The 692-nt window shown below is 63.6% G+C and carries 1 protein-coding gene; it reads right to left on the reverse strand.

Annotated elements, in window-relative coordinates:
• Positions 1-56: 56 nt before the first annotated feature.
• Positions 57-692: sulfite exporter TauE/SafE family protein (locus NKI41_RS33230; RefSeq protein ID WP_352503944.1), on the reverse strand; the 636-nt coding region annotated here is incomplete at its 5' end.

Consider the following 692-nt stretch of genomic DNA (forward strand, 5'->3'; position numbering starts at 1 on the left):
ATCGCGCGACCGGTCAACCAAGCTACGGCGCAGCGCTCCAGCCAACATCGACATTGTTAAGACATTCCTGTGGCCGCGCGCCAGGCCTGCACAACGAAGCTGTGCTGGTTCCAGATCATCAGCGCTCCACTCACAGCCATGAGCGCGACCACAAGGCCGCGGAACTGTCGTCCACTTAGGCGTTCGAGCCAGCGCTTGGCCAGCAGATTGGCAAGCGCAGCGCCCAAACCCGCGGCTGCGCCGTACATGACCGCCTGACCACCGAGCGCGCCGAGTCCGGTGAATACCGCGATCTTGACGACATCGGTCACAAACGAGTTCACCGATTTCGTGGCGACCAACGTCTCCTTCTCCGAACCGTAGTTCAGATAGAGCGAATTCAAGACGGGTCCCACCGTGCCCATCAGCGCCGACAACAGCGCGACGATCAGGCCGGCCGGGAGGAACCACCAGCGGCGGGCTCGGTAGCTCCGCTCGCGCGCGCCGCCGCGAAATTCCCAGACTGCACTGATCAGATAGATCCCTATGAGTATCTGGAGCCATTCCGCCCGACTGTTGGCGAAGAGCCAGGAGCCCGCAGCGGCACCGGCGATGGCGCCGGGCAGGTACCAACGGACCAGGCTCCAATCGATGTCGCGCCGGAAGGCCAGGGCGCGGATGGGATTGCCGATGAGCTCGGTCAAGGTGATGAC

Origin of the sequence: Mesorhizobium sp. M0601 (assembly GCF_040320845.1) — a bacterium.
Taxonomy (GTDB): domain Bacteria; phylum Pseudomonadota; class Alphaproteobacteria; order Rhizobiales; family Rhizobiaceae; genus Mesorhizobium.